This window comes from Nocardia sp. NPDC023733 (assembly GCF_040639775.1).
Taxonomy (GTDB): Bacteria; Actinomycetota; Actinomycetes; order Mycobacteriales; family Mycobacteriaceae; genus Nocardia; species Nocardia rosealba.
In genome coordinates this window covers 315,033-340,926 of the sequence record NZ_JBFAAN010000004.1, presented here as the reverse complement: position 1 = coordinate 340,926, position 25,894 = coordinate 315,033, and the positions used below count along the sequence as shown (strand labels likewise).

Genomic DNA, 25,894 nt, shown 5'->3' with positions numbered 1-25,894 from the left:
GTCAGTACCAGAAGCGGGTCAGCCGGCTGCCGTTGCCCGCCCAATACCGCGGGATGCCGGAGAAATCGAACAGTAAGTACACAGCCTCGAAGAACACCCGGCTGAGCGGGGTGAAAAAGATGACGGCGAAAAGAATCAACATGCCGTACGGCTTGAACTGGTCGAGCGAGCGCCGCGTCTGATAGCTCAGCGACGGCTCGACGATCCCGTAACCATCGAGGCCCGGCACCGGGAGAATATTCAGCAGAAACGCTGTGAGCTGCAGGAACGCCAGGAAACTCAGCCCGAACCAGAAGGCGGCGTGTTCGGTGGCCGACCCCATCGCACGGATCACGATCAGCAGCACGATCGCGCACAGCAAATTCGAGAACGGGCCGACCGCGCTCACCAAACGCTGTATGCCCGAACGGAATCGGGTGGTGTCCAGATAAACCGCGCCACCCGGCAGACCGATTCCGCCGAGCGCGATGAACAGCAGCGGCAATACGATCGACAAGACCGGATGGCTGTATTTCAGTGGATTCAGCGTGAGATAACCACGCGCCTCCACATCGTGGTCACCGGCCCGCCACGCCACATAAGCGTGCGCGAATTCGTGCAGGCACAGACTCACGATCCAGCCGAACACCACAAGCACGAACACGCCGACCTTGGCGCGCACCGATGACACGTCGGCGTCCCACGCCAGCGCACCACCGAGCACGGTGACGGCCACGATCAGCAGAAAGACCGGACTCGGCCGCACCGCGCCACGGGTGCTCGGAAAGGAGTAACTCATCGCACCAGCAGCCAGGGTTGTTCGAAGCGGTAGAAGGTCGACCGGGGGACGGTGCGTTCGGCGGTGATCCCGTCGCGGGTCACGATCGCGCCGGGCGTGCCGAGCTGGGCGGCGCGCCCGCCGACCCAGCGGCGTTTGCGCAGGCCCTTGCGTACCCGCGCCCGCACACCCGGCATCGCCATCGTCGGGGAGATCAGCATGGTCGTCACCGTGCCGGTGAACAGCAGGGTGTCGTCGACATAGGCCTCGCCCTCGAGCTTGGCGCCCTCGACGCCGGTGATGCTCGCCCGGCCCACCAGCACCGTGCCCGTGTCGTCGCGGATCAGCGGCGTCTCGACGGCCCGCCCTTCCAGCGCGGTCTTGGCGGCCGCGTTGCCGGTGCCGGTCTGATAGACCCGCGAGGCATAGGTGGTTTCGACCGGCACATAGCCGATCTCCACGTGCAGCCGTTCGGTGCGCATCAGATGGGTGAGCACGGAGGCCAGGCCGGCGTCGTCGCCCAGCACGATCAGGCGGGGCAGACTGTCGGCGGCCAGCACCGGCAGCAGCTCGTCGATCACGGCGACATCGGGTAACCGCTCGGTCTGCGTGGTGGGGAGTGAGGCGAGAGCGATCGGGACCGGCAGGTCACCACATCGGAGAACGTGGGTACTCAAACTGCGGTACACCCTCCTCGGTCGGGTCGACGGTGTGTCGCCCATGAGCGCGGCAATCCCCCTGCCGGCAAGTAACCGTAACCGATGATGGCACGCCCGCCGGGCGCGGGTCGGGGCGCTGGACAGGGCGCGCGAGTGCCGTCGGCTAGACTGTGTCTCCGGCCACCGCCTCAGTACGGCAGGTAGCTGCAGTACAAGCGTGCTGCTGTCGATCTGTAGGAGACTCCGAAATGCCGGCTATCGTCCTCATCGGCGCCCAGTGGGGCGACGAGGGTAAGGGCAAAGCTACCGATCTGCTCGGTGAGCGGTTGCAGTGGGTAGTCCGTTATCAGGGCGGCAACAACGCCGGTCATACGGTGGTGCTCCCCAACGGTGACAAGTTCGCGCTGCACCTCATCCCGTCCGGCATCCTCACCCCCGGTGTGAAGAACGTCATCGGCAACGGCGTCGTCGTCGATCCCGGTGTGCTGCTCGAGGAACTCGCCGGGCTCGAGGAGCGCGGTGTCGACACCACCGGCCTGCTGCTCTCGGCCGACGCGCACCTGATCATGCCGTACCACGTGGCCATCGATAAGGTCACCGAACGCTTCCTCGGCAACCGCAAGATCGGCACCACCGGTCGCGGCATCGGCCCCTGCTACCAGGACAAGGTCGCCCGTGTGGGCGTGCGCGTCGCGGATGTGCTGGACGAGAAGATCCTCACCCAGAAGGTCGAGGCCGCACTGGAATTCAAGAACCAGGTGCTGGTGAAGATCTACAACCGCCGCGCGCTCGACCCGCAGCAGGTGGTGGACGAGGTGCTCGCGCAGGCCGAGTCGTTCAAGCACCGCATCTCCGACACCCGCCTCGAGCTGAACCTGGCGCTCGAGCGGGGCGAGACCGTGCTGCTGGAAGGTTCGCAGGGCACCCTGCTCGACGTCGACCACGGCACCTACCCGTTCGTCACCTCCTCGAACCCGACCGCGGGCGGTGCCGCGGTGGGTTCGGGCATCGGCCCGAACAAGATCGACACGGTGCTCGGCATCCTCAAGTGCTACACCACCCGCGTCGGCTCAGGCCCCTTCCCGACCGAACTGTTCGACAACTTCGGTGAGTTCCTCGCCAAGAACGGCGGTGAGGTCGGCGTCACCACCGGTCGCGCCCGCCGCTGCGGTTGGTTCGACGCCGTGATCAGCCGGTATGCCACCCGCGTCAACGGCGTCACCGACTACTTCCTCACCAAGCTGGACGTGCTGTCCGGGCTGGACACGGTGCCGATCTGCGTGGCGTACGAGATCGACGGCGAGCGGGTCGAGCAGATGCCGACCACGCAGACCGAGTTCCACCACGCCAAGCCGATTTACGAAGAGATGCCGGGTTGGTGGGAGGACATCTCCGCCGCCCGCACGTTCGAGGATCTGCCGGCCAACGCGCAGGCGTATGTGCTTCGGCTGGAAGAGCTCTCGGGTGCTCGGATTTCGTGCATCGGCGTGGGGCCGGGGCGTGACCAGACGATCGTCCGCCACGACGTGCTGGCGTAGTTCTGTCGTCGAGCCCGGCGTCGCAGCAGCGGCGCCGGGCTTTGTCGTCTACACCCCCGACACGCTCGGACTATGCGGACACGCTATCGATTTGAGCATCCACCTGGCTAACGCTATGGTCGCTGCGGCACGCGGGGACGTGCCGGTTTCTTCTAGCGTGTGAGTGGGTGTTCGACGTGGTCCGTCGGTGTGCTGGTGTGTGGGGATCGACGGGGCGGATGAGCGCTCGGGCGGTCGCGGGTGTGTTGCCGATGGCGGTTGCGGTGGCCTGTGCGGGTGTCGCGCTCGCCGTGCCGCAGCCGGGTGTGACCGATGAGGTGCCGGAGCAGCCGGGAGTGAACATGCCGGGCGAGGAGGGGCGTTCCAGTCTCGGGGATTTCGAGGGACCTGATTCGCTGGCCTATCTGGCGCCCGAACCGCAGGAAACGCGTCCGGTGCCCGAATACACCACCCCTGCGCCACCCGTCGTGATCGAGGAGCTGCACCTCCCCGAACCGGTCGAGCCCGTCGCCCCGATCGCGCCGCCGCCGCGCACTCTGCGCGTGGGTGACTTCACCGCTCCAGCTCCGGAGGAACTTCCGGCCGAGATCCTCGACGATGTGAACACCACCGCCGCCGACGTCGAAGCGGCCATCGCCACCCAGGGCCGCTCCATCGGCATCAACCCGAGCCGCTCCGACAAGATCGCCGCCGCGACCGTCGGCGGTGCCCTTGCCGGTGCCGCCCTCGCCGGTGTTCCGGCGGCCGCCGTCGGCGCGGTCGGCGGCGGACTTGCCGGTGCCGCTGTCGGTGCTGGCGCCGGCTTCGTGGTCGGCGCTGTCACCACCGGCACCGCGGGCGCGATCATCGCCGCCGCGTCGGCGGTCCCCACCGGAGGTATCGGCGCCGTGGTCGCGCTCGGCACGGCTGCTGCCGCCACCGCCGCATCCACCGGTGCGGGCGCAGCGATCGGTGCGGGCGTCGGCGCGGCCGCGGGCGCCGCAGTTCTCGGCATTCCCGCCGCGGCCGCCGGTGCGGTCGCAGGCGGCATCGCAGGCAGCAGCTACGGCGCCACCATCTGACCTCCAGCGCCGCCTGCCGTGGGTCGGCGGAGAACTGTGGCCAGCTGTCCGTTCTGCGGCGCACCTGTGGTGCTCGCCGCGGGCGGGAGTAGCGTCGGGAATGGTCCGGATGGAGGTGGCTGATGGTGCGCACAATGATGGTGGCGGGGGTGCTCGCGGTGGGTGTGCTCGCCGGGTGTTCGACGCCTGAGGCGCCCGCACCGGCGCCGAGCGCGTCACCGGTGCTGTCCACCACCGCCCTGCCGCCCGCCGAGACCCTCGCCCCGTCCCAGCAGCGCAACGAGCGCATCCGGGGAATGCTGTACACGGCCGGGTGCGTCAGCAATGCCTGCGTGCAGACCTACTTCGCCTGCATGGACGGCTACCTCGCCGGCGATCCCTGCCAGTTCTTCCGCGACCATCCGCCGCCGCCCTGACGCACGGGGTGAGCGTCGACAAGGCGGCGATCGTGGCGTCGGCTACCGGCAACGAGACCGGTTGATCACTGTGCGCGCGTGAGGAATTCGCCGATGGCGGGGGCGAGCACGGAGATCTTCGGGTTGTGGCTCACGCCGGGGAGTTCGGCGAACTCGGCGTTCGGCACCACCTCGGCGGCCGCCTTCGCGCCCTTGGTGAGCAGGGGTGCGGTGCGTTCGCCCGCGAGGACGAGGACCGGAACGGAGATGCCACTCCATTGGGCGGGGTCGAGCTTCTGCCCACGCATGTAGGGCTTCATCACGGCCCAGTCGTGTGCCGTCGAATTCGACGTGGCCGCAAGCTGTTTCCAGAACGGCGTCACCCGCATCACCGCAACCATCAGCGCGGGCATCCCCATCGCCTTGGTCATGTAGTAGCGAACCGTCTTGTCGCGCTTGCCTTCCGCGATCATCGGATGCAGCTTGGTTTCCAGGTCCTTCGGCGGCACATGATGTTTCGCATCGACCACGAAGGGTGGTTCGAACGCGACCATCTCGGTGACGCCGGGGATCTCGCGCGCCGCGAGCAGGGCGAGCGCCGCGCCCGACGACCATCCGAACAGCGCCGCCTTCCCACCCGCCGCCTCCACGAGCGCGGCGATGTCGGCGATCTCGTTCGCCACGTCGTACACGCCGGGGGAGTCGGTGCTGTCACCGCGCCCGCGCCGGTCGTAGTTGAGCACCGTCAGGTCGTAGTCGTCGGCGAGAGTCTGCGCGAGCTCGGTCATGGTCTTGAACTTGCGGAAGCTGAAGGCGCCGCCGATCAGGATGACCGTCCCCGCGGTCCCGTCGCCGACCCGGTCGTAAGCGATCGTTGTGCCGTCGGCCGACGTGACTGTCTGCATGATGTTCCTCTCGATAGCTGACCACCGCAGTGCGACGGTACGCGACCCTGCGCGCCCGCCCTCCGGCTCCTCGGAACAGACGGTCCGGGGCCACCCGATTCATCGCTCAGAAGAGCATGGGTTCACCGAAGCCCGGTGTGCGCTCGATCTCGAGCAGGCGCGCCTTGGTGCCGATGCCGCCGGGTGCGGAGAATCCGTGCAGCGCGTGGTCGGCGGCGAGTACTCGATGGCAGGGGATGATGAGGGGAATCGGGTTGCGGCCGAGGGCTTGCCCGACGGCTTGGGCGGAGCCGGGTGCACCGATCCGGATGGCGATGTCGCCGTAGCTGAGGGTGCGGCCCGGGTCGATCTCGCGGGTCACCGCGTAGACGGCGCGGTGGAATTCGGGCACGCCGGGCAGGTCTACCTCGATCCAGCGCAGCGCGTCGACCGTGCCCGCGAGATGGGCCCGGACGCCGGCGATCGCCGCGACGATCGCGGGGCCGGGCTCGCCTTCGGCCACCGGCTGCCCGCCGAAAGGCCGGGTGATGTGGGCCAGCGTCTGCTCCTCGCTGGCCTCGGGTAGCGCGAACCGCACGACGGTGTCGTCGCGCCAGGCGATGGCGCACAGCCCGATGGCGGTGTCGAAGAGGGCCGCGACCACGGTGCCGGTCCGTGTCGAGTCAGCTCCGGAACTCATGAGCACAGTGTGCGCCGCCCCGGTGACAGGTTTCGGCCCGACCCGCCGCTCAGGCGGCGAGACGGCCACTGTCCGGCTTCGAAACCAGGCCAGTTTCTGGCGACTGGACTGGTGGCTCCGAGTTGTCCTGACCGCGGCTGCGAAGGGCTTCGAGATCGCGGTATTGGCGCTGGTCATCGTAGGTGCCGAAGGCCCGGTCATGCGGTGATTCCTGGAAGGGCCAGAACGGCAGTTCCCCCTCCTTGGGGGCGAAATGGTAGACGGCATAGCCGACGGCGAAGGCAACGGCGAGAGCGAGGAAGGTGGTCATATCCCAAGAATCCGCCCACTGGCCTTGTCAAAAAATAGCCACTCACGGAATACTGGACTTTATGGCGACAAGAGTGATCGGCGCGGCGGGCCTGGCCCGCGACCTCGGCCGGTGGCGCGACCCCGAGACCGACGGCGACGAGCGTCGCCCCCACCGGCCCGCCTACCTGGCGCTGGCCGAGGCCATCCGGCTGCTGATCCACGACGGTCGCGCCCCGCTCGGCGTCGCGCTGCCGAGCGAGCGCGATCTGGCGGCCACCCTCGGCGTCAGCCGCACCACCATCACCTCCACCTACTCGCTGCTGCGCGAGCACGGCTACCTCATCAGCCGTCAGGGTTCGCGCAGCACGGTCGCGTTGCCGCCGAGCATCCAGCACGACGGTGCCCGCCCGGCACGCGGCATCATGGCGCTGATGGCGCAGCCGGAGCTGCCGACCATCGACATGACCTACGCCGCCATGTCCGCACCGCCGGAACTGCACGACGCGTATTCGGTGGCACTGCAAGGCATTCCGGCCTACCTCGGCACTCACGGCATGGACCCGGTCGGTGTGCTCGCGCTGCGCGAGGCGTTGGCCCGCCGCTACACCGCGCGCGGCCTGCCCACCGAACCCGACCAGATCCTGGTGACTCTCGGTGCGCAACACGGGCTTCGGCTGCTGCTCAATGTGCTCACCTCACCGGCCGCCCGTGTCCTGATCGACCATCCGTCCTATCCGAACGCGATCGAGGCGATCCGCGATGTCGGCGCGCGCCCCATCCCGGTGCCGCTGCGTCCCGAATTCCCTAGCGCGGGTTGGGATCTGGAAGGACTGCGCAGTACCGCCAGGCAGACGGCGGCCACCCTGGCCTACCTCGTGCCGGACTTCAACAATCCCACCGGCCTGCTGCTCGACGCCGACGGGCGCGCCGAACTGGCCGCCATCGCCCGCGACACCAGAATGACCATCGTCGTCGACGAGTCGATGCGCGACCTCAACCTCTCCGACGACGATATGCCGCCACCCGTCGCGGCTTTCGCGAAGGGCTCGGAGATCATCACCATCGGTTCGGCGTCCAAGTCGTTCTGGGGTGGCCTGCGCGTGGGCTGGGTGCGCACCAATCAGGCGCTGATCACCAAGCTGCTCGGCATCCGCGCCACCGTCGACCTCGGCACCCCGGTCATGGACCAGCTGGCTACCGTCCACCTGTTGGAGAACGCCGAACCCATCCTCGACCGGCGCCGCGCCCAGCTGCGCGCCCAGCGCGCCACCCTGCTCGCGGCCGTGGCCGAGGAGTTGCCCGACTGGCACATAGCGCCCGGCGCGGGTGGCATGTCGGTATGGGCGCAGCTGCCGAGTCCGGTGTCGACCGCACTGGCCGCCACCGCACCCAACCACGGTGTATTGCTCGCCGCCGGACCACGTTTCGGCGTGCAGGGCGCGTTCGAACGGTTCATCCGGCTGCCGTTCACGCACCCCGAAGCCGACCTGCGGCTGGCCGTGAAGTCGATCGCCGCCGCCTATACCGCGCTCACGCCGCGCGCCGCCGACCCACTCCAGCCGCTCACCTGCTACTGAGCCCAGACATCCTCGATCGGCGTCGCCGCGCTCGGCGGCGGCGTGGGGGTGCCGCCCTGGGTGCGCGAGAACCGCGGCGCGGGCGCGTGCTGCACCACGTCCTCGATCTCGATCAGTCCCTCGCGGGCGCGGATGTGCTCGTTCTGGGTGGCCTCGGTGAAGGTGAGCACCGGGGTGGTGCAGGCATCGGTGCCATCGAAGATGGCGGTCCACTCGTCGCGGGTCTTGCTCTTGAACTTCTCGGTGAACAGCTTGCGCAGCTGCTCCTGGCCGTCCGGGTCGAGCTGCTGGGGCAGGCCCTCCGGGTCGATGCCGAGACCGGCGAGCAGCTGCTCGTAGAACTGCGGTTCGATCGCGCCGACCGCCATGTACTTACCGTCGGCGGTTTCGTAGGTGTCGTAGAACGCCATCCCGGTGTCGAGCAGGTTCTCACCGCGCTCGTCCGACCACAGGCCCACGCCGCGCATGCCCCAGACGAAGTGCGAAAGGGCAAGTGCCCCATCGACCATCGCCGCATCGATCACCTGTCCCTTGCCCGAGGTCGCACGCTCGACGAGCGCGGCGAGCACACCGGTCACCAGGAACATCGAACCGCCACCGAAGTCGCCGACCATGTTCAGCGGCGGCACCGGCCGCTCACCCTTGCGCCCGATGGCGTTGAGCACGCCGGTGAGCGAGATGTAGTTGATGTCGTGGCCCGCGCGGTCGGCCATCGGACCGTACTGACCCCACCCGGTCATCCGGCCGTAGATCAGGCGCGGGTTGCGCGCGAGCGCGTCGTCGGGGCCCAGGCCCATCCGCTCGGTGACGCCGGGCCGGAAGCCCTCGAGCAGCACGTCGGCCTTCTCGACCAGGTCGAGCACCTTGGCCACATCGGCGGGGTTCTTCAGATCCGCCTCGACGATGGTGCGTCCGCGCCACTGCGGGCGCTCGATGAACCCGGGCAGCTGCCGGGGCCGCTGCACCCGCACCACGTCGGCGCCGAGATCGGCCAGTAGCAGGGCGGCGTGCGGGCCCGGGCCGATCCCGGCCAGCTCGATGACCTTGATGCCCGCGAGGGGGCCCTGACCGGTGGTGCTCACGTGGTGACCTCATTCGTCGTCGAACGGTATTGACAATCCGACAATAGCGTCGCGGTGGCGGCACCGGTAGACCATGCGGGAGAATTCGCACCAGCGCGACTCGGCGCGATATGGGAGGAACCCGGTAGTGAGCGTATGGGGTGAGGTCCTCGTCGGCCTCGTCATTCTGGTCGGCATCATCGGCGTGATCGTGCCCATCCTGCCCGGGGTGATCCTGATCTTCGCGGCCGTCGCGGTGTGGGCGTTCCTCACCGGCGGTGCGGGCGCCTGGACGGTGTTCGCCATCGCCTCGGTGGCGCTGATCCTGTCGGGCGTCGTGAAATACACCTGGCCGGGGCGGCGCATGCGCGAAGCGGGCGTGTCGAACCGAGCGTTGCTCGTCGGCGCCGTCTTCGGCATCGTCGGGTTCTTCGTGATCCCCGTGGTCGGGTTGTTCATCGGGTTCGTGCTCGGCGTGTACGTGGCGGAACTTCAGCGGTTGAAGACCCATGAAACCGCCTGGCCCGCAACGATGCACGCGCTCAAGGGTGTCGGCTTGTCGATGCTCGTGGAACTGTTCGGCGCGCTGGTCGCGTCCGGAGTGTGGCTCGCCGGGGCGCTGTTCGTCTGAGGCTCAGGGTCTTTCGATGATCGGGAGCGGGCGGGTCTTGTCGTCGCCCGCGCCGGGCAGTGCTGATCGGGGAATCGGCAGGGTCGGGTTGTCGTGGGGCGCAACCTGCTCGGGCTCTGGCCTGTGTACGGGGGGCAGGCGGTAGCACTCGCGGGCGTTGTCCTCGAGCACGGCGTGCATGTCGGCGCCGACCACCTGGCAGATCAGGTCGATATCGGCATCCTCGAACGGTCGGCCCGCCCGGGTGCCGGGCAGATCGGAGCCGAACATCAGGGCGCGGGGATTCACGGTGTGGATGCGCCGCAGCGTTTCGGCCACATCCATGTCGACCCGGCCGAAACCGGTGGCCTTCACCCTCGCGCCGCGATCGACCAGATCCAGCAGGTAGGGCAGGCCCTCGGCCGACATCCCGAGGTGGTCGATGGACAGGGCGGGCAGTTTGGAGATCACCGGTTGCAACGATGCGAGCATCTGGCCGTCGATGTAGAGCTCCACGTGCCATCCGGCCAGTTCATGGGCCCGCAAGGCCTGCAATGTCATCTGGGTGATGTCGGCGGCGGCGCGTTTGAGGTTGAACCGGATCGCCCGCACGCCCGCCCGGTCGAGCTCGAGAATCTCCTCGTCACCGGCATCCAGATCCAGCCGGGTGACGCCGACCCACTCCGGACCCAGCTCGCTCAGGGCGGCCTTCAGGTATGTCTGATCGGTCCCTTGGAACGATGCGCTGACAACGGCACCACCGCGAACATCGAAGTGCGCCATCCGCTTTCGATAATCGGCGATCGTGTAGGGCTCCGGCAGGTAGCCCTCGTTCTCGATCAGCGGGAACCGCGGATCGATGATGTGAACATGCGCGTCGAACACTTGTACAGAATGCCTCGAGCTAGGCGGATCGGCCGACTTCGGCCGAGATGACAGGCGAGTACGCGCGGAAAAGGCCGGTGGGCGAGGGTGCTGATCTCGCGTCCACCGGCCTTGTCATCGCTGTTACGCCTTGTGGGGCTCGCTCGCGCGGAGCATGTCTTCGCGTTCCACGACCTTGACGCGCTCGCGGCCTTCGGGTTCGCCGAGGGCGCGTTCGTGGGCGTCGAGGCGGTACCAGCCGGCCCAGGTGGTGAACGGGATGCCTTTGCCCTCGAGGAACTCGGTGACGGCGTCGAGTTCCGGCTTGGGGGCCGGGGTGAAGTTCTTCGCGTCGTCGAGCAGGCAGGCGATGGTCTCGTTGGCGTCGCCCTTGGTGTGGCCGATCAGGCCGACGGGGCCGCGCTTGATCCAGCCGGTGACGTAGGTGGCGGGCATGAAGCGGGCGTTGCCTTCGGCGCTCTCGTCGGCGATCACGCGACCGGCCTCGTTGGGCACGGTGCCTGCCTGATCGTCGAACGGCAGCTGGTTGATGTTCTGCGACAGGTAGCCGACGGCGCGGTACACGGCCTGCACGTCCCACTGCTTGAACTCGCCGGTGCCCTTGACGTTGCCGGTGCCGTCGAGCTGGGTGCGCTCGGTCTTGAGACCGACGACGCGGCCGTTCTCGTCGCCGACGATCTCGGCGGGCGACTCGAAGAAGTGCAGGAACAGCTTGTGCGGGCGATCGCCCTGGTCGCGGATGGCCCACTGCTCGAGGGTGTTGGCGACCATGTCGACCTGCTTGGAGTTGCGGCGCGCGGCCTCGGAACCCTCGTCGTAGTCGATGTCCTCGGGGTCGACGATCACCTCGATGGTGGGCGAGTGGTCGAGTTCACGCAGCTCGAGGGGGGTGAACTTGGCCTGCGCGGGACCGCGACGCCCGAAGACGTGCACCTCCACGGCCTTGTTCTCCTTGAGTCCCTTGTAGACGTTCGGCGGGATCTCGGTGGGCAGCAGCTCGTCGCCGGTCTTGGCGAGCACGCGCGCCACGTCGAGGGCCACGTTGCCGACACCGAGCACGGCGACCTTCTCGGCATCCAGCGGCCACGAACGCGGCACGTCGGGGTGCCCGTCGTACCAGGAGACGAAGTCGGCGGCACCGTAGGAACCGTCGAGATCGATGCCGGGGATCGGCAGCGCGCGGTCGGCGTTGGCGCCGGTGGAGAAGATCACCGCGTCGTAGAACTGACGCAGGTCGTCGAGGGTGATGTCGGTGCCGTAGTCGATGTTGCCGAGCAGGCGCACCTGATCCTTGTCGAGCACCTTGTGCAGGGCGGTGATGATGCCCTTGATGCGCGGGTGGTCGGGCGCCACGCCGTAGCGGATGAGACCGAAGGGCGCGGGCATGCGCTCGTAGAGGTCGATGCTGACCTCGGCATCGGACTTCATCAAGGCGTCGGCGGCGTAGATACCGGCCGGTCCCGCACCCACGATCGCGATGCGAAGCGGGCGAGTCGCTGTCTGTTCGGTCATTGTCTACGCGCACCCTTTGGTCGAGAAACGATGTGACGGCGTCAACTTAGCTTAGGCTAAGTCGCGATCCGGCTGTTGGCAGCTGCCGTCCTCATCGGCGGCAGGCCGTAATCAACGCGATTCTAGCTGCGGTGTTGCGGCTACCCGGCGCGCGGTGTAGCTGTCCGCCCCGGGTCTGTCAGGATTACAACATGAACGAGGAGCAAACTGGCTCGGACGATCAGCCCATCGAGGTCGATCAGACCGACAAGCGGTCCATCGTCCCGTTCGTCGCGGCCGCGGTGATCGCGGTGGTCGTGCTCATCAGCATCGTCGTCGGCGGGCTCCTCGCGCCCGCTGAGAAAAATGTCACAGAGGCCGATCGGCTCGCGGCCGCCGTCACCAATTATATCGACGCGCGCTCGCGCACCGATCAGCGTCCGCCGCCCGGGGTGGCCTGCCCCGGTTTCGACGAGGCGAAATCGGGCCTCACCGAACGGCTCGGCGGCCCGGAATCAGCGGCGACGATCGACAAGAAGGGCTTTGCCAACGCCACCGTGAACGGCAACCGGGCCAAGATCGACGCCACGGTTTCGGTGGGCGGGCAGTCGACGTCGAGCACGTGGAATCTCACCCGGGCCGACGGCGCCTGGCTGGTGTGCACCCCCTGAGGGGTTTGACACGGTGACCAGTGCCGGGGCAATCTCAGATCGCAAGGTCATGAGTACCAGCGCCAAGCCCCGGCTCGCTGGTCGGCAACCCTCCTCCGCGGTGGGGTGCTCCGGGTGACGACCTGGCCGTGTGCTGGACTCCCCGCCACGGCAAGAGCGGATTCACGCAGGAGGATCGACATGAGTTACGCCGGCGACATCACCCCTGAGAAGGCGTGGGAGATTCTGACCGAGCATCCCGACGCGGTGCTGGTCGACGTGCGCACCGAAGGCGAGTGGGCCCACATCGGCATCCCCGACACCAGCTCCATCGAGCGCCCCGCGCACTTCATCGAATGGGTCGACGGCACCGGCGCGCGCAACCCGCGCTTCGGTGAGCAGCTCGAACAGGTCCTCGCCGACCGCCCGGCCGATGCCCCTGTGGTGTTCCTCTGTCGCTCGGGTCAGCGCTCGGCGCATGCGGCGACGGTGGCGACCGCGGCGGGGATCACCCCCTCCTACAACGTGCTCGACGGTTTCGAGGGCGGCCTCGACGCGTTCGGGCAGCGCGGCAGCACCGGCTGGCGCGCCGTCGGCCTGCCGTGGCGCCAGGCATAAGGAGACTCGCATGATCACCGGTGGTTCCTTCGACAAGCCGCTGCCGGAAGGGGTCGGCCCCGCCACCCTCGGCGTGCGCGGTGGCCTGCGCCGTTCCGGATTCGACGAGACGTCCGAGGCGCTGTATCTGACTTCCGGCTTCGTCTACGAGAACGCCGAGGCCGCCGAGGCCGCGTTCACCGGCGATGTCGAGCACTTCGTCTACTCCCGCTTCGGCAACCCGACGGTCGCCATGTTCGAGGAGCGCATCCGCCTGCTCGACGGCGCCGAGGCCGCGTTCGCGACCGCCTCGGGCATGTCGGCGGTCTTCACCGCGCTGGGCGCGCTGCTGAAGGCGGGTGACCGGCTCGTCGCCGCGCGCAGCCTGTTCGGCTCCTGCTTCGTGGTGTGCAACGAGATCCTGCCGCGCTGGGGCATCGAGACCGTCTTCGTCGACGGCGACGACCTCGACCAGTGGGAACAGGCCCTGTCGGTACCCACCCAGGCCGTGTTCTTCGAAACCCCGGCCAACCCGATGCAAACCCTGGTCGACGTGCGCAAGGTCACCGAACTGGCCCACGCCGCGGGCGCGAAAGTGGTGCTGGACAACGTCTTCGCCACCCCGCTGCTGCAGCGGGGGTTCGAACTCGGCGCCGACGTGGTCGTCTACTCCGGCACCAAGCACATCGACGGCCAGGGCCGCGTACTCGGCGGCGCCATCCTCGGCGCCAAGGACTACATCGATGGTCCGGTGAAAACCCTTATGCGCCATACCGGTCCGGCTCTGAGCCCCTTCAACGCCTGGACCTTGCTCAAGGGCTTGGAGACGATGCCGCTGCGCGTGCGTCAATCCACCGAATCGGCGCTGAAGGTCGCCGAATTCCTGGAGACGAACAAGTCGGTCGAATGGGTGAAATACCCGTTCCTGCAGTCACATCCGCAACACGCCTTGGCGCAGGAGCAGATGTCGGGCGGCGGCACCGTCGTCACTTTCGCCCTGCACGGCGACGACGGCAAGAAGCGCGCCTTCGAGGTACTCAACCGTCTGCGCATCATCGACATCTCCAACAACCTCGGCGACGCCAAGACGATGATCACCCACCCGGCCACGACCACTCACCGGGCCATGGGTCCGGATGGCCGCGCCTCGATCGGCCTGTCCGACGGCGTGGTCCGCATCTCGGTCGGCCTGGAAGACATCGAAGACCTCCTGGGCGACCTCGACCACGCCCTCAGCTGATCCGCCGAAACGGCCCGCCGGACTCCCGGCGGGCCGTTTCGGTTTCAGGCCTTGTCGACCTCGCCGTTGGACAGGGCCTTCTGCAGCGAGTTGAAGACCGTCAACCCCTGGCCGACCATGCCGTTGACCAGTTCGCTCACGCCGTCGGGTCCGTTGAGGACGGTGAGGTTGGCGTTGGCGAGGCCGTTGGAGGCCTGGCGGACGATCTCGGGGAGTTGCTCGATGAGCAGCTGGTCGAGGGCGATGCGGTTGTTGGAGGCGGCGGCCTCGGCCTGGATGCGGGTGCGGTCGGCCTCGGCCTCGGCGAGGATACGGACCCGTTCCGCCTCGGCGAGTGCGGGTTTCACGACTTCGGCCTGAAGTTCCTGCTCGCGCAGTTCGGCGTTCTTGCGTGCCTGTTCGGCCTGGGCGGTGAGGACTTCCTGCCGGGCGACGGCGTCGGCGAGCGGACCCGCCTGTGCCGCTTCGGCATTGGCCTTGTCGATATCGCGCTGGTACTGCGCCTTGAGCAGCGAGGTCTCGCGCTCGTATTCCGCGCGGCGGCGCAGCGATTCCTGTTCGGCCTCGGCGGCGCGCTGGGCGGCCTGGGCCTGGGCGATCTGGGCGTCGCGCTGCACGGCCGCGTTGTGCGGGGCGGCGAGGGCTTCGATGTAGCCGAGGTTGCCGTCGTCGATCGACTGGATCTGGAACGAGTCGACCCACAGGCCGATATTGCTCATCTCCACCTTGGACGCGATCAGCACCTCGTCGGCCAGCTTCTGGCGTTCGCGGATGATCTCCTCGACGGTCATCGAGCCGACGATCGAGCGCAGGTGACCGGAGAAGATGCGGCCGGTGAGCACCGACATCTCCTTCTCCTGTTCGGACAGGAAGCGTTGTGCCGCATTGACGATCGACTGGGTGTCGTTGGCGACCTTGAACGCGATCACCGCGCGCACGTCGAGCTGGATGGCCTGCTTGGTGACGCAGCGCTCGCGGATCTCGGATTCGAACATGGCCAGCGACAGGTAGCTGACCTTGCGGAACAGCGGGATCACCCAGGTGCCGCGACCGATGATCACCTTGAACGGCGCGTTGTCCTTGACCTTGGCGCCGCTGACCAGCATGGCCTCGTCGGGATCAGGAACGTGATAGCCCAGCATCTGAGCCTCCCTTGCTTTCAGTTGTCTTGCGGCAGTGGTGGTGTGAGAGGTATCCAGGGCACGACGTCGACGAGCCTGCCCGGATTGACCGCGACGATGAGCACGGTCGCGCCCGCCTCGATCGGTTCGTCGGCGCGCGCGAGATACAGCTCGGTGCCGCCACGAATGGCGACGAGTACTTCGCCGAGGGCGCCCGCGGCGCGGATCGGTGAGGTGATGGTGCCGGTCAGTCCCTGCACCGGGTCGGTCATCGTGGCCAACTCCCTTGTCTCGCACCGGTTGTGCGTCAGCCTACGGAGGGGCGCCTGGCAGCGGGTTGCAAAATCCTTATTGACAGCATCCTGTCAATAATGACAGGATGCTGTCATGACCAAGAAGACAGTTCACGCGGCTGTGTACGACACTCTTTCGGACTGGGAAGTCGGCGCGGCGACGGTCAATATCGCCGACGACTCCTGGCATCGCGAGCCGGGGCGATTCGAGGTGGCGACGGTCGGGCTCACGACCGCGCCCGTCACCACCGCCGGACGCATGCGGGTGACCCCCGACCTGGCCCTGGCCGACATCGACCCGGCCGACAGCGCGATGCTGATCCTGCCCGGCGCCGACCTGTGGGACGCGGGCGACGACCTGGCTCCCTTCGCCCGCAAGGCGCGGGAATTCCTCGCGGCGGGCGTACCGGTCGCGGCGATCTGCGGCGCCACCCTCGGGCTTGCCAAAGAAGGCTTGCTCGACGACCGCCGGCACACCAGCAACGCCGCCGAATACCTTGTCTCCAGCGGCTATTCCGGCGCCGAGCACTATGTCGACGAATCGGCGGTGACCGACGGTGACCTCATCACCGCCGATGCGATGTCGCCGTTCGAGTTCGCGCGTGAGATCTTCGTCCGCCTCGATCTCTTCGAGCCGCAGGTACTCGACGCCTGGTACCAGCTGTTCGGGCAGAAAGACCCCACCGGCTACTTCGCACTTGCCGAAAACGCAGGCGGACAAGCAGATTGAACGAACAACAGCAGCTACTCGACGCGGCCGCGCTCACCGTCTACCGGCTCAACGGCCAATTCCTCGCCCTCGGTGACGAATTGGCCGCACCTGCCGGAATCTCGGTGGCGTGGTGGCAGGTGATGGCGGCGGTGGAACATCAACCGCTGCCGGTCGCCGCGATCGCCCGCGCCATCGGCATCACCCGGCAGAGCGTGCAGCGGGTGGCCGACATCCTGGTGGGCAAAGGGTTGTGTGAGTACCGGCCGAACCCGGCGCACAAACGGGCCAAACTGGTCGCGATCACCGCGGCGGGCGAGGCGGCCATCCGTCGCATCGACCCGCAGCACGAGGTGCTGGCCCGCCGCCTGGCCGACGCGCTCGGCCCGGCCGAGTTCGCCGCGACCGTCGAGACCCTCACCAAGTTGTCGGCGGTGCTCGACACCATCGGTGCGGGGGACGTCAGCGCAGGCTGACCGTCACAGCTCCACGAACGGCGTCCGGGTGCGATTGAGCAGGTCGGCGACCGAGTCGACGACCAGCGTCGGCCGGAAGGGGTACTTCTCGACCGAGGACTTGGTCGAGATGCCCGAGGTGACCAGGACCGTCCGCATGCCCGCCTCGAGACCCGCGATCACATCGGTGTCCATCCGGTCGCCGATCATCACCGTCGACTGGGAGTGCGCGCCGATACGGCGCAGCGCCGAACGCATCATCAGCGGGTTCGGTTTGCCGACGTAGTAGGGGTCCTTGCCGGTGGCCCGGGTGATCAGGGCGGCGACCGAACCCGTGGCGGGCAGGACGCCGTCGCGGGAGGGGCCGGTGGCGTCGGGGTTGGTGGCGATGAACTTCGCACCGCGGTCGACCAGGCGGATCGCGGTGGTGATGGCCTCGAAGGAGTAGGTGCGGGTCTCGCCGAGCACCACGTAGTCGGGGTCGCTGTCGGTGAGGACGTACCCGATCTCGTGCAGCGCCGTGGTGAGTCCCGATTCGCCGACCACGTACGCGGTGCCGTTGGGGCGCTGGTCGTCGAGGAAGGTCGCTGTCGCCAGCGCCGAGGTCCAGATCGACTCCTCCGGGATGTCGAGGCCGGTGTGGCGCAGCCGGGCCTGCAGATCGCGTGGGGTCCGGATCGAATTGTTGGTCAGCACGAGGAACGGGATCTCGTTCTCGCGCAGCTCGGCGAGGAACTCGTCGGCACCGGGGATCAGCTGATCCTCGTGCACCAGCACGCCGTCCATATCGGTCAGATACGACAAGATCTGGTCATCCTTGGCGGTCACCAGCTAATCATCCGCTAAAACCCGGCGCAGTGGGAGACGAAACGGCGACGGTGCGGATCGCGGGCCGCGCGCTAGTGTCGAGGAGGCAGCGGTCAGCGGAGGAACAGGAGTGGCTGGAATGGTCGATCTCAAGCTCGGGTACAAGGCGTCGGCGGAGCAGTTCGGACCACGAGAGCTGGTCGAGTTGGCGGTGGCCGCCGAGCAGCACGGCCTCGACAGCGCCACCGTGAGCGACCATTTCCAGCCGTGGCGGCACAACGGTGGCCATGCACCGTTCTCGCTGGCCTGGCTCGCGGCCGCGGGCGAGCGCACCGAGCGCATCATGCTCGGCACCTCGGTGCTCACCCCGACCTTCCGCTACAACCCGGCGGTGATCGCGCAGGCTTTCGCCACTTTCGGCTGCCTATACCCGGGCCGGGTGATGCTCGGTGTCGGCACCGGCGAGGCGCTCAACGAGATCGCCACCGGGTACAAGGGCGAATGGCCCGACTTCAAGGAGCGTTTCGCCAGACTGCGTGAGGCTGTGCGGCTGATGCGCGAACTGTGGCTCGGCGACCGGGTCGATTTCGACGGCGAGTACTACCACACCGTCGGCGCCTCGATCTACGACGTGCCCAAGGACGGCATTCCCGTCTACATCGCGGCCGGTGGCCCGGTGGTCGCCAGGTACGCGGGTCGCGCGGGTGACGGTTTCATCTGCACCTCCGGCAAGGGCATGGACCTCTACACCGAGAAGCTGCTGCCCGCCGTAGCCGAGGGCGCGGCCAAGGCCGAGCGCGACCTGTCCGCGATCGACAAGATGATCGAGATCAAGATCTCCTACGACACCGATCCCGAACTCGCCCTGGAGAACACGCGCTTCTGGGCGCCGCTGTCGTTGACCCCCCAGCAGAAGCACGACATCACCGACCCGATCGAAATGGAAGCCGCCGCCGACGCGCTGCCCATCGAACAGGTCGCCAAGCGCTGGATCGTCGCCAGCGACCCCGACGAGGCCGTCGCCCAGATCAAGCCCTACCTCGACGCGGGCCTCAACCACCTGGTCTTCCACGCCCCCGGCCACGACCAGCTCCGCTTCCTCGACCTCTTCAAGCGCGACCTGGCGCCCCGCCTGCGCGCTCTGGGCTGAGCTCCCGTCGGACGGTGGATCACCACGCTCTGGTGGCGTTCGGCTCTCGGCCGATGCCGCCACCGGAGCGTGGTGATCGTGCGTCCGGGTCAGGCGCGGCGGAGGGCGAAGATGCGCAGGTCGCGGGTGGTGCGGTCGCGGTAGGCGGCGTAGGCGCCGGTGATCTCGACGAAGCGGGCGAAGATCGCCTCTTTGTCCGCGTCGGGGACGAGGGTGGCGGTCACCTGGATGCGTTCGCCTGCGATGGCGACGGTGGCTTCTGGGTTCGCGAGGAGGTTGACGGTCCAGGCGGGGTGCTTGGCCTGGCCGAAGTTGGAGCCCACCACGTAGAGGGTGTCGCCGTCGTGGACGTAGAGCAGCGGCTGGGTGCGTGGCTGTCCGGATTTGCGGCCGATGGTGGTCAGCAGGATCACGGGGGCGCCGATCGGGCCGAGCACGGTGTACTTGGCGTCGGTGCGTTCGAGCACGGCCCGGTCGAGCGGGGTCAGGGTGCGGATCAGCAGGGAACCGGGCTTGGTCGCGGCGAAACGGTTGGCGGCGCGCGACAGCAGATTCGTGCGTGAACCCCAGAGTCGCTCCGGGAACTGCGGTGTCATGGCCGGACTATAACCGCGAGGATCGCGCCACACCGAACCCCCGGATCGCCGTCGATTAACTAAGCTCGCGGGCATGGTCGAACCAGCGCCGTCCACCGTGTACATCGCCTCGCCCGAGGGCGACACCGGAAAGTCAACGGTCGCCCTCGGTGTCCTGCAGATGTTGTGCGCCACGACAGCGCGGGTCGGCGTGTTCCGGCCGATCACCCGCTCGGCCACCGCACCCGACTACATCCTCGAGTTGCTGCTCGAGCACAGCACCGCCGACATCAGTTACGAGCAGGCCGTCGGCGTGAGCTACGAGGACGTGCACCGTGATCCCGACGCCGCCATCAGCGAGATCGTGATGCGGTTCCACGATGTGGCCAAGGCCTGCGACGCGGTGGTGATCGTCGGCAGCGACTACACCGATGTGGCCAGCCCGAGCGAGCTGCGCTACAACGCCCGCATCGCCGTGAACCTCGGCGCCCCGGTGCTGCTCGTGGTGCGCGGTGCCGAACGCACGCCCGCCGAGGTGAAACAGCTCGTCGAACTCTGTGAGAGCGAACTCGCCGGCGAGCACGCGCAACTGGTCGCGGTGATCGCCAACCGTTGCGCTCCCGACGGGATGGACGAAATCTGCGCCGCCCTGGCCGATTTCGACGTGCCGTCCTGGGGCCTGCCGGAAGTGCCGCTGCTGATGGCGCCCACCATGGGCGAGCTGTGCGAGGCCATCGACGGCGAAATCTACAGCGGCGAACCGGAGTTACTGCAGCGCGAGGCGCTGCGCATCATGGTCGGCGGCATGACGGCCGAGCACATCCTCGAACGGCTCTCCGACGGCGTGGTGGTGATCGCCCCCGGCGACCGCTCCGACGTGCTGCTCGGTGTGATGAATGCCCATGAGGCGGCGGGCTTTCCGTCGCTGGCCGGGGTCATCATGAACGGCGGCATCCGCCCGCATCCGGCCATCGCACGGCTGATGGAGGGTCTGCAGCCCAAGCTGCCTATCCTCACCACCGAACTCGGTACCTACGACACCGCCAGCGCGGTGCACCGCACCCGTGGCCGCATGTGGGCGGGCAGCCCGCTCAAGGTCGACACCGCGCTCGCGCTGATGGAACAGCGTGTCGACGCGTCGGCCCTGCTCGAACGCATCCAGGTGCCGTCCTCGACGGTGGTCACCCCGCAGATGTTCGAGTACCGCCTGATCGAGCGTGCCCGCTCCGACCGCAAACGCATCGTGCTGCCCGAAGGCGACGACGACCGCATCCTGCGCGCCGCGGGTCGGGTGCTGCAGCGCAAGATCGCCGACCTGACGATCCTCGGCGACGAGGCCGCCGTGCGTTCCCGCGCCGCCGAACTCGGCGTCGACATCGCCGCCGCCCAGGTACTCGACCCGCGCACCTCCGGTTACCTCGACGAATTCGCCGCCGAGTACACCGAATTGCGCAAGCACAAGGGCATGACGCTGGAGCGGGCCCGCGAAACCATGGCCGACATCTCGTATTTCGGCACCATGATGGTCTACAAGGGCATCGCCGACGGCATGGTCTCCGGCGCCGCGCACACCACGGCGCACACCATCCGGCCCTCGTTCGAGATCATCAAGACCACCCCGGGCGTCTCCACGGTGTCGAGCGTGTTCCTGATGTGTCTGGCCGACCGGGTGCTCGCCTACGGCGACTGCGCCGTCGTGCCCGACCCCACCTCCGAGCAGCTGGCCGACATCGCGGTGTCCTCGGCGGCGACGGCGGCCCGGTTCGGGATCGAGCCACGGGTGGCGATGCTGTCGTACTCGACGGGTGCGTCGGGGACCGGTGCCGACGTCGACAAGGTCCGTGCCGCAACCGAATTCGTGCGTGAGCGCGCCCCGGAGCTGCCGGTCGAGGGGCCCATCCAGTACGACGCGGCGATCGAGCCCGCCGTCGCGAGCGCGAAGATGCCCGACTCCGATGTCGCGGGCAAGGCAACGGTTTTCGTCTTCCCCGACCTCAATACCGGCAACAACACCTATAAGGCGGTGCAGCGCAGCGCCGGTGCCGTCGCCATCGGGCCGGTGTTGCAGGGCCTGCGCAAGCCGGTCAACGATCTGTCACGCGGCGCCCTGGTGGCCGACATCGTCAATACCGTGGCGATCACCGCCATCCAAGCGCAGGGAGACGCGAAGTGAGTGACCTGGTCCTGGTGCTGAACTCCGGGTCGTCGTCGATCAAATACCAGCTGCTGCACGCGGATTCGGGTGAGGTGGTCGCCTCCGGGCTGGCCGAGAAGATCGGTGAGGCGCACGGTGGGCGCATCGTGCACGAGTGCGGTGGGCGAAAACTGGTGCACGACGGGCCGATCGCCGATCATCGTGACGGGCTGCGGCAGGCCTTCGAGATGTTCCGGGAGACGGGTATCGACCTGACCACCGTCGGCGTCGGGGCGGTCGGGCACCGGGTGGTGCACGGCGGCGAGGTGTTCTGGGAGCCGACGATCGTCACCGACGACGTGCTCACCACCATCCGCGACCTGTCCGAGCTCGCGCCGCTGCACAACCCGGCCAATGCCGTCGGCATCGAGTCGACACGGGAGTTGCTGCCCGGCATCCCGCAGGTCGCCGTGTTCGACACCGCCTTCTTCCACGGGCTGCCCGATGCCGCCAAGACCTACGCTATCGACGCGAAAGTCGCTGCCGCGCACGGTATTCGCAAGTACGGATTTCACGGCACCTCGCATCAGTACGTGTCGGAGAAGGCCGCCGAGTTCCTCGGACGTGACTACACCGAGCTGAACCAGATCGTCTTCCACCTGGGCAACGGTGCGTCCGCGTCGGCCATCCGGTGCGGCGTCGCGGTGGACACGACCATGGGTATGACCCCGCTCGAGGGCCTGGTGATGGGTACGCGGCCCGGCGACCTCGATCCCGGCATCGTGCCGCACCTGGTGCGCGTGGCCGATCTGGATCTCGCGCAGGTGGAGCACCTGCTCAACCGCGATTCCGGGCTCAAGGGGTTGTCGGGGGTCAACGATTTCCGGGAGCTGGGCGAGCTGGTCGACAAGGGAGATGCCGCAGCGAAACTGGCCTATGACGTCTACATTCACCGCCTGCGCCGCTACCTGGGCGCGTACCTGGTGGAGCTCGGCTCGGTGGATGTCGTCGTCTTCACCGCAGGTGTCGGCGAGAACGCAGCGAACGTGCGCGCGGACGCGCTCGCCGGGCTGACGGGCCTGGGTATCGAGGTCGATCCGGGACGCAACGAAAACCGGACGCCAGGAGTCCGCCGCATCTCGCCGGAATTCTCCCCGGTCGAGGTTCTGGTGGTCCCCACCAACGAGGAACTCGCCATCGCCCGGGCCGCCCACCAGCTCACAAGCTGAGGGACTGGCACCCACAGGGCTCGGTTTCTCGGCCGCCTTGATCTGGACCGGCCGGGGGCGCACCGATGGAGCGTCGAGTCCCTGTACGCCGATGTCTCAGAACCAGGTTTTGGCGCGTAGCGAGTTGGCCAGGTCGATCAGCGCGTAGCGGTGGGTGCGGTCGGCGGCATTGCGGGCCAGGGCGCGCAGGCCGGTTTCGGTGCCATCGCGCAGGTCGCGTTCGTCGAAGGGACGACCGAAGAGCTTGGCGTCCTTGCGTTTCGGTGAATTGCCTGCCTGCAGCCACGCCAGGGCCGTGCCCTGCACCAGGGTGCGCATGAGGGTGGCGCGGTGTTCACCGGGCGGGACGGACTGGGCGCGGGAAGCGGCCAGGCGCAGCACCTGCTCGTCCAGGTCGGCGACGGGAGCGCTTGTGAGCAGCAACAGGATTGCCGTCGTCTGGGCGGTGGTGAAGTGGCGGGACGCGGCCGGAACGTCGTCGAGGGCGTGCACAGCTTCACCGACCCGGCCCGCCACGGCCAACTGCCTGGCCAGGCCGAAGGCGGCGCTCACCACGGCGCGATCGGTGCGCCATACGGTGTCGTAATAGCGTTCCGCGAAGGCTCGCCACTGCTCGGGTTCCGGGGAATCCCAGTGCTGCAGAATGAGTTCCGCCGTCGCGGCCAGTGCCAGCTTGGGGGCGATCTCGCCGGGGAGCACGCGAAGGACCGCCTCGAACGAATCGAACGCCGCCTCGTAGTCGAGTTCCAGCAGATGCGCCTGACCGGCGAACCAGTCCGCACGCCAATCGGAATCGTTCGGCACCCGCTCGAGCAAATGCAGCACGGCAGCCGATTCGCCGAGCTCGAGCCGCGCGCGGGCCTCGGCGAAGAGGAGTTCACCGGCGAGGGTTTCCGGTGCGTTGTCGGGGTCGGCCTCGGCCCGTTCGCGGGCGTCGTGCAGGGCCTCCAGGACGCGCTCGGGTTCGGGATTGGCGGTGGCGGCCAGCAGGGGAGCGGCCGGGTCGGCGGGGTCGATCAGCGGAATCGGCAGCGCCGCGACCACTTCGCCCGAGTCCATCAGCGGTGAGCGGCCCACGCCGTCGAGATAGGCATCGGTCTGGCTGATGAGCTCCTCGGTGCCGAAACTGGTGCGCTGTGGACTGAACACTGTGGACAGCTGGGGATGTTCGGTGTCGGTGTCCTGGGCGAGGATCTCGCGCAAAACCCCGGCCAGCTGCGCCGACATTGCCCGCGCCGAAGGGAAGCGCCGGTTCGGATCGCGATCGGTCGCGGTGAGCAGGAAACGGTGGAAGAACTCGTAGCGGGCGAGCACGGGTTCGGCGGCAGGGTCGGGCAAGCCATCTAGGTAGCGGCCGTGCTCGCTCGGCAGGTGCAGGGTGAGGGCGGCGAGCGTACGGCCGACCGTGTACACGTCGGAGGCGGGGGTGGGTCCGGTCCTGGCGATCTCGGGCGCTTGGAAACCCTTGGTGCCGTAGAGGTTTCCGTAGGCATCGATGGTGGCCACGGCGCCGAGGTCGATCAGTTTCACCTGGTCCTCGGTGACCATCACATTGTCGGGCTTGAGGTCGTTGTAGGTGAGCCCGATCGAATGCAGGTGTTCGAGCGCGGGCAATACCTCGAGCACATAGGCGATGGCCTCGGCCACCGGCATCCGTTCACCGTGCGGGCGGGCATCGAGGATGTCGCGCAACGACTTTCCGCCCACGTACTCCATGACGATGTAGCCGATACTCGACCCGTCACCGGCAGTGTGCTCGACGAAGTTGTGGATCTTGACGATGCTCGGATGCGCCACCTCGGCCAGGAACTGCCGTTCGGCCACCGCCACGGCCTGCGCTTCGGCATCGCCCGCGTGCAGCAAGCCCTTGAGCACCACCCACCGGTCGCTGACATTGCGGTCGATCGCCAGGTAGATCCAGCCGAGCCCGCCGTGCGCGAGACAACCCTGGATCTCGTACTGCCCGGCCACCATGTCGCCCTCGTGCAGAGACGGCCGGAAATCATAAGCGGCACCACAGGTCTGGCACTCACCACTGCTCGATGCGGCCCGTGCGGGCGTCGACCGGCCGACCGGATCCCCGCACCGCCAGCAGAACCGCCGCCCCTCCGACACCACCGGATCGGTGAGCACCGCATCCCGTGGATCAGCGGGCGTCACGGTCGGAATCGGCACCAGCCCGGCCCCCAACCGCCGCGTCGGCCGCGACCGCGCCGTCCGCACACTCCGCCCCGACCGCACCGTCGCCCCGGACTCCGTTTCCGCAGGCACAGCAGCACGCTCTGCCGCCTGAGTGGCAGCCGCAGCCCCCGTTTCCGCAGGCGCGGCAGTACGCGCTGCCGCCTGAGTGGCAGCCGCAGCCCCCGACTTACGTTCTGCCGCTTGCGTAGCCGCCGCAGCCCCGGAGCCGGCAGGCGGGGCAGTGCGTTCGGCTGCCTGGGTGGCCGCCGCAGCCCCGGAGTCGGCAGGCGGGACAGCACGTTCGGCCGCCCGCGTTGCCGCCGCAGACCCTGACCCGGCAGGCGGTGTAGTACGTTCGGCTGCCTGGGTGGCGGCCGCAGCCCCGGACTCGGCAGGCGGGGCAGTGCGTTCGGCCGCCCGCGTTGCCGCCGCAGTCCCTGGCCCGGCCGGTGCAGCCCCGGGCTCGGCAGCGCGTTCCGCAGCCTGCCCAGCCGCCGCAGACTCCGTGGGAAAAGGAGTGCGTGCCGCCGCCTGGGTGGCCGCATAGGCTCCCAGCTCGGCGGCGCTGAACTGGTCCGTTCGCTGTGCGGCCTGCGTATCCGAAAGGTCGTCCATGGGCGCCCTTGTCGACGCCTGAGTCCCGGGAGGTTCGTCGACCGTCGGGCGCTCGGCGGGGCTGTTCGATGTGGGCTCGCGGCGTGTACTTGCCTGCGTGGCCGGCCATTCCGGCTCCGCGAGCCCAGGGGCGGCCTGAGTTTCGGACGGCTCCCGCTCGACAGGCCGATGACTCAACTCGGTCGCTGCCGATTCCGGGGTAGGCCGGTGGGGTGGCGTTGCTTTGGAA

At 68.1% G+C, this 25,894-nt stretch carries 26 protein-coding genes and 1 riboswitch; of the genes, 13 read left to right on the top strand and 13 right to left on the bottom strand.

Going from position 1 to position 25,894, the window contains the following annotated elements; genetic code table 11:
* Nucleotide 1 precedes the first annotated feature (1 nt).
* Together AB0F86_RS20075 and AB0F86_RS20070 are read right to left on the bottom strand one after the other, a co-directional pair.
* The gene (locus AB0F86_RS20075; protein WP_356987186.1) at nucleotides 2–778 is read right to left on the bottom strand and encodes a site-2 protease family protein; all 777 of its coding nucleotides are present in this window, start codon (nucleotides 776–778) and stop codon (nucleotides 2–4) included.
* The gene (locus AB0F86_RS20070; RefSeq protein WP_225278314.1) at nucleotides 775–1,434 is read right to left on the bottom strand and encodes a hypothetical protein; all 660 of its coding nucleotides are present in this window, start codon (nucleotides 1,432–1,434) and stop codon (nucleotides 775–777) included. The genes AB0F86_RS20075 and AB0F86_RS20070 overlap by 4 nt, the downstream gene beginning before the upstream one ends.
* A 230-nt stretch (nucleotides 1,435–1,664) precedes the next feature.
* Here AB0F86_RS20070 and AB0F86_RS20065 point away from each other — a divergent pair, with 230 nt between their 5' ends.
* The 3 genes from AB0F86_RS20065 (at nucleotide 1,665) to AB0F86_RS20055 (ending at nucleotide 4,431) form a co-directional block, all read left to right on the top strand.
* Nucleotides 1,665–2,954, top strand: coding sequence for an adenylosuccinate synthase (locus AB0F86_RS20065; RefSeq protein WP_181699942.1), 1,290 nt, complete (start codon nucleotides 1,665–1,667; stop codon nucleotides 2,952–2,954).
* Between the two features lie 218 nt (nucleotides 2,955–3,172).
* Complete coding sequence (locus tag AB0F86_RS20060) at nucleotides 3,173–4,015, top strand: hypothetical protein (protein ID WP_356987189.1); 843 nt, start codon at nucleotides 3,173–3,175, stop codon at nucleotides 4,013–4,015.
* A 122-nt stretch (nucleotides 4,016–4,137) separates the two neighbouring features.
* Nucleotides 4,138–4,431, top strand: coding sequence for a hypothetical protein (locus tag AB0F86_RS20055; protein ID WP_181701183.1), 294 nt, complete (start codon nucleotides 4,138–4,140; stop codon nucleotides 4,429–4,431).
* A gap of 65 nt (nucleotides 4,432–4,496) precedes the next feature.
* On the opposite strand, the gene AB0F86_RS20050 is transcribed toward AB0F86_RS20055, so the two are convergent.
* From AB0F86_RS20050 to AB0F86_RS20040, 3 genes are all read right to left on the bottom strand, one after another.
* Nucleotides 4,497–5,315, bottom strand: a complete 819-nt coding sequence (locus AB0F86_RS20050; RefSeq protein WP_356987191.1) for an alpha/beta hydrolase — start codon at nucleotides 5,313–5,315, stop codon at nucleotides 4,497–4,499.
* A 106-nt stretch (nucleotides 5,316–5,421) separates the two neighbouring features.
* Nucleotides 5,422–5,994 carry a methylated-DNA--[protein]-cysteine S-methyltransferase gene (locus AB0F86_RS20045; RefSeq protein ID WP_225278317.1) on the bottom strand — a complete coding sequence of 191 codons (573 nt, stop codon included), beginning with the start codon at nucleotides 5,992–5,994 and terminating at the stop codon, nucleotides 5,422–5,424.
* A 49-nt stretch (nucleotides 5,995–6,043) separates the two neighbouring features.
* Nucleotides 6,044–6,304, bottom strand: a complete 261-nt coding sequence (locus AB0F86_RS20040; protein WP_356987193.1) for a hypothetical protein — start codon at nucleotides 6,302–6,304, stop codon at nucleotides 6,044–6,046.
* Between the two features lie 61 nt (nucleotides 6,305–6,365).
* Here AB0F86_RS20040 and AB0F86_RS20035 point away from each other — a divergent pair, with 61 nt between their 5' ends.
* Complete coding sequence (locus tag AB0F86_RS20035; protein ID WP_067642068.1) at nucleotides 6,366–7,862, top strand: PLP-dependent aminotransferase family protein; 1,497 nt, start codon at nucleotides 6,366–6,368, stop codon at nucleotides 7,860–7,862.
* Here the strand turns inward: AB0F86_RS20035 and AB0F86_RS20030 are convergent.
* Entirely contained in the window at nucleotides 7,856–8,944 is a 1,089-nt protein-coding gene (locus AB0F86_RS20030; RefSeq protein WP_181701193.1) for a CaiB/BaiF CoA-transferase family protein, read from the bottom strand. The two genes, AB0F86_RS20035 and AB0F86_RS20030, sit on opposite strands and share 7 nt — an antisense overlap.
* Nucleotides 8,945–9,071: 127 nt before the next feature.
* On the opposite strand from AB0F86_RS20030, the gene AB0F86_RS20025 reads away from it, so the two are divergent.
* Nucleotides 9,072–9,554, top strand: a complete 483-nt coding sequence (locus AB0F86_RS20025; RefSeq protein WP_067642066.1) for a DUF456 domain-containing protein — start codon at nucleotides 9,072–9,074, stop codon at nucleotides 9,552–9,554.
* Between the two features lie 3 nt (nucleotides 9,555–9,557).
* Here AB0F86_RS20025 and AB0F86_RS20020 read toward each other — a convergent pair whose 3' ends face one another.
* Both AB0F86_RS20020 and AB0F86_RS20015 read right to left on the bottom strand, forming a co-directional pair.
* Complete coding sequence (locus AB0F86_RS20020; RefSeq protein ID WP_356987196.1) at nucleotides 9,558–10,418, bottom strand: amidohydrolase family protein; 861 nt, start codon at nucleotides 10,416–10,418, stop codon at nucleotides 9,558–9,560.
* A gap of 123 nt (nucleotides 10,419–10,541) precedes the next feature.
* On the bottom strand, nucleotides 10,542–11,930 hold the full coding sequence (locus AB0F86_RS20015; RefSeq protein WP_181701199.1) for an FAD-dependent oxidoreductase: 1,389 nt from the start codon (nucleotides 11,928–11,930) through the stop codon (nucleotides 10,542–10,544).
* A gap of 191 nt (nucleotides 11,931–12,121) precedes the next feature.
* Between AB0F86_RS20015 and AB0F86_RS20010 the strand changes: the two genes are divergently transcribed.
* The 3 genes from AB0F86_RS20010 to AB0F86_RS20000 all read left to right on the top strand — a co-directional run bounded on the left by AB0F86_RS20010 (nucleotide 12,122) and on the right by AB0F86_RS20000 (nucleotide 14,396).
* Nucleotides 12,122–12,580, top strand: a complete 459-nt coding sequence (locus AB0F86_RS20010) for a hypothetical protein (RefSeq protein WP_356987198.1) — start codon at nucleotides 12,122–12,124, stop codon at nucleotides 12,578–12,580.
* 45 nt (nucleotides 12,581–12,625) lie between these two features.
* A riboswitch (SAM riboswitch) is annotated at nucleotides 12,626–12,743 on the top strand.
* 17 nt (nucleotides 12,744–12,760) lie between these two features.
* Nucleotides 12,761–13,177, top strand: coding sequence for a rhodanese-like domain-containing protein (locus tag AB0F86_RS20005; protein ID WP_067642064.1), 417 nt, complete (start codon nucleotides 12,761–12,763; stop codon nucleotides 13,175–13,177).
* 10 nt (nucleotides 13,178–13,187) lie between these two features.
* The gene (locus AB0F86_RS20000; RefSeq protein WP_356987200.1) at nucleotides 13,188–14,396 is read left to right on the top strand and encodes an O-succinylhomoserine sulfhydrylase; all 1,209 of its coding nucleotides are present in this window, start codon (nucleotides 13,188–13,190) and stop codon (nucleotides 14,394–14,396) included.
* Between the two features lie 44 nt (nucleotides 14,397–14,440).
* Here AB0F86_RS20000 and AB0F86_RS19995 read toward each other — a convergent pair whose 3' ends face one another.
* Both AB0F86_RS19995 and AB0F86_RS19990 read right to left on the bottom strand, forming a co-directional pair.
* Nucleotides 14,441–15,538 (bottom strand): flotillin family protein, encoded by a 1,098-nt coding sequence (locus AB0F86_RS19995; protein ID WP_225278322.1) that lies wholly within the window; start codon nucleotides 15,536–15,538, stop codon nucleotides 14,441–14,443.
* A gap of 17 nt (nucleotides 15,539–15,555) precedes the next feature.
* Nucleotides 15,556–15,789, bottom strand: a complete 234-nt coding sequence (locus AB0F86_RS19990; RefSeq protein ID WP_356987202.1) for a hypothetical protein — start codon at nucleotides 15,787–15,789, stop codon at nucleotides 15,556–15,558.
* A gap of 115 nt (nucleotides 15,790–15,904) precedes the next feature.
* On the opposite strand from AB0F86_RS19990, the gene AB0F86_RS19985 reads away from it, so the two are divergent.
* Entirely contained in the window at nucleotides 15,905–16,540 is a 636-nt protein-coding gene (locus tag AB0F86_RS19985) for a DJ-1/PfpI family protein (RefSeq protein WP_356987204.1), read from the top strand.
* On the top strand, nucleotides 16,537–16,995 hold the full coding sequence (locus AB0F86_RS19980) for a MarR family winged helix-turn-helix transcriptional regulator (RefSeq protein WP_356987206.1): 459 nt from the start codon (nucleotides 16,537–16,539) through the stop codon (nucleotides 16,993–16,995). The genes AB0F86_RS19985 and AB0F86_RS19980 overlap by 4 nt, the downstream gene beginning before the upstream one ends.
* A gap of 3 nt (nucleotides 16,996–16,998) precedes the next feature.
* Here the strand turns inward: AB0F86_RS19980 and AB0F86_RS19975 are convergent, their stop codons facing one another.
* Complete coding sequence (locus AB0F86_RS19975; RefSeq protein ID WP_181701213.1) at nucleotides 16,999–17,802, bottom strand: HAD-IIA family hydrolase; 804 nt, start codon at nucleotides 17,800–17,802, stop codon at nucleotides 16,999–17,001.
* 118 nt (nucleotides 17,803–17,920) lie between these two features.
* On the opposite strand from AB0F86_RS19975, the gene fgd reads away from it, so the two are divergent.
* Nucleotides 17,921–18,931, top strand: coding sequence for a glucose-6-phosphate dehydrogenase (coenzyme-F420) (gene fgd, locus AB0F86_RS19970; RefSeq protein ID WP_356987208.1), 1,011 nt, complete (start codon nucleotides 17,921–17,923; stop codon nucleotides 18,929–18,931).
* Nucleotides 18,932–19,020: 89 nt separating this feature from the next.
* On the opposite strand, the gene AB0F86_RS19965 is transcribed toward fgd, so the two are convergent.
* Nucleotides 19,021–19,527, bottom strand: a complete 507-nt coding sequence (locus AB0F86_RS19965) for a nitroreductase family deazaflavin-dependent oxidoreductase (protein WP_181701216.1) — start codon at nucleotides 19,525–19,527, stop codon at nucleotides 19,021–19,023.
* A 73-nt stretch (nucleotides 19,528–19,600) separates the two neighbouring features.
* Between AB0F86_RS19965 and pta the strand changes: the two genes are divergently transcribed.
* Both pta and AB0F86_RS19955 read left to right on the top strand, forming a co-directional pair.
* On the top strand, nucleotides 19,601–21,679 hold the full coding sequence (pta, locus tag AB0F86_RS19960) for a phosphate acetyltransferase (RefSeq protein WP_356987210.1): 2,079 nt from the start codon (nucleotides 19,601–19,603) through the stop codon (nucleotides 21,677–21,679).
* The gene (locus tag AB0F86_RS19955) at nucleotides 21,676–22,869 is read left to right on the top strand and encodes an acetate kinase (protein ID WP_356987212.1); all 1,194 of its coding nucleotides are present in this window, start codon (nucleotides 21,676–21,678) and stop codon (nucleotides 22,867–22,869) included. Before pta ends, AB0F86_RS19955 begins: the two co-directional genes overlap by 4 nt.
* Before the next feature lie 96 nt (nucleotides 22,870–22,965).
* Here AB0F86_RS19955 and AB0F86_RS19950 read toward each other — a convergent pair whose 3' ends face one another.
* Nucleotides 22,966–25,665 carry a tetratricopeptide repeat protein gene (locus AB0F86_RS19950; RefSeq protein ID WP_356987214.1) on the bottom strand — a complete coding sequence of 900 codons (2,700 nt, stop codon included), beginning with the start codon at nucleotides 25,663–25,665 and terminating at the stop codon, nucleotides 22,966–22,968.
* Nucleotides 25,666–25,894 lie beyond the last annotated feature (229 nt).